The following is a 1903-nucleotide window of genomic DNA, read 5'->3' as shown; positions in this document are numbered from 1 at the left end:
GGCACGTGCAGACCTTTCGTCATGGCCTCCTACCTTTCTTTCGGGCCCCTGTCAGGGCCGATTCGTTAGCGCCCCTCCGTGTGAGGCGTTATTGCTGACGACATATTTATATCCAAAATCAGTCCATACTTCCACCTCGCCCCCGAACGGGTTTATATGAGGGGTGAACGGCATACACATATACTTCACGCATGGCACACTTTGATTTAATAAAGTGTATTTACGTGCTTAAACGCGTTTTCAATCCAGAAATCAAATGGAACTAAACTTTGTTAAACCACCCTCAAATTGTATATTTCCAATAAAGCTATGAATAGAATTAGCGATTCGTACCACGTCTCAACCATTTTCATTTTTATTCAAAAAAAAGTTTGTCCTATTCATTTCTGGTAAACAAATTACCGTTTACCAGACGCTTGATACCGTTCACCGGAAGCTCAGTATAAGGCCCAGCGGATACCGACTCGCTTTACGGCCCCATTTGTAACAACTTGACTTCTCGGTATGGAAAAACGGACCCGCTTCCCCTAGGGAAACGGGTCCGTTTTCGATTATCTTCGGCCAATTTAGATAAGGCCCTCGAAGATCATCGGAATCCTAGCGATCAAACTCCGCCAGTGCCTCGCCCAAAAGCCTCAGGCCCTCGCGAAGAACGTCCTCGCTCGCGCAGTAGCCCAAGCGTGCGCCGCAGGGGAGCTCAAAGCGGCTGCCGGGAACCAGCAGCACTCCCCTCTCAGCCAACAGGCGCTTGCAGAACTCCTCGTCGTCCTCGGGAATATCCAGCTGGATAAACGAGGTGGACACGCCCTGCGGGGCCGTCCAGGACACGCGATGCTGCGTATCGATCCAAGCCTGCGTGATATCGCGGTTGCCAAACACGATCTTGCGGTTGCGCTCGAGAATCTTGTCCTTGTGCTCGAGCACGTAGGTCGCCAGGGCGTCGTTGAACACGCCGCCGCAGATCATGGTGTAGTCACGATACGTGCGGATGCGGTTGGAGACCTCTTCGTCGGCCACGACCCAGCCCACGCGGGCCGCAGGCGTCGAATAGGTCTTGGACACCGAGTTGGTGACAATGGCCTTCTCGTACACGTCGGCCATCGATATAAAGGACTCGGTGTTCTCGAGCGGCAGATACACCTCGTCGCACAGCACGTAGGCGCCCACCGAACGGGCGATCTCGGCAATCTGGCCGAGCGTATCGGCATCGAGCACCGTACCGATGGGGTTCGATGCGTTATTGATGCAGATGAGCTTGGTATTGGGACGCACCAAGCGCTTGAGTTCCACGATATCGGGCTTCCAGCCGAGTTCCTCGCGAAGCTCCCAATACTCGACCTCGGCACCGAGCGTACGCGGAATCTCATAGAGCGGCGCATAGGTAGGCCACTCGGCAATCACGTGATCGCCGGGCTCGACAACAGCCATGATGGCATTGAGGTTAGCACCCGTACAGCCATTGGTCTGCAAAATGTGATCGGGATTGACCTCGCGACGATACAGCTTGGCGACTTCGGCCTTAAACTCCGGCGAACCCTCGATCCAGCCGTAATTCATCTTCTCGCGATCCAGGCGCTCGTAGAACGTAGCACCGTCCTGCTCGTCAAGTGCGCGAAGCTCACCCATGGTCAGCGACGAGATCGTCGACTGAGCGATATCCCAGGTAGCACTCTTCTCCCAAACGTTGAGCCATTCCTCAACGCCAATTGTCTTGATATCCATGGCCACCTTATCTGATCTTAATTTAGCGTCAATAAACATGAATGGGACGGTGCGAAAGAACCGCACCGTCCCATTGGGAGACATCTAATGGCAGCTAGATGTTTGTATTAAGACCTGTACGGGTCTTTGAAAACCTTAGAGGTCCTCGCGCCAGAAGGGCATGCTCATGCAGCGCGGGCCG

At 53.9% G+C, this 1903-nt stretch carries 1 protein-coding gene; it reads right to left on the bottom strand.

What is annotated here, in order from left to right; genetic code table 11:
- Positions 1-597: 597 nt before the first annotated feature.
- Positions 598-1722, bottom strand: a complete 1125-nt coding sequence (locus DW892_RS10250; RefSeq protein WP_117767360.1) for an aminotransferase — start codon at positions 1720-1722, stop codon at positions 598-600.
- Positions 1723-1903: the final 181 nt, after the last annotated feature.

The organism is Collinsella sp. AM40-7AC (assembly GCF_003468125.1).
Classification (GTDB): Bacteria; Actinomycetota; Coriobacteriia; order Coriobacteriales; family Coriobacteriaceae; genus Collinsella; species Collinsella aerofaciens_O.
The sequence above is the reverse complement of the archived record's forward strand: the minus strand, read 5'-3'. Positions and strand labels throughout refer to the sequence as shown.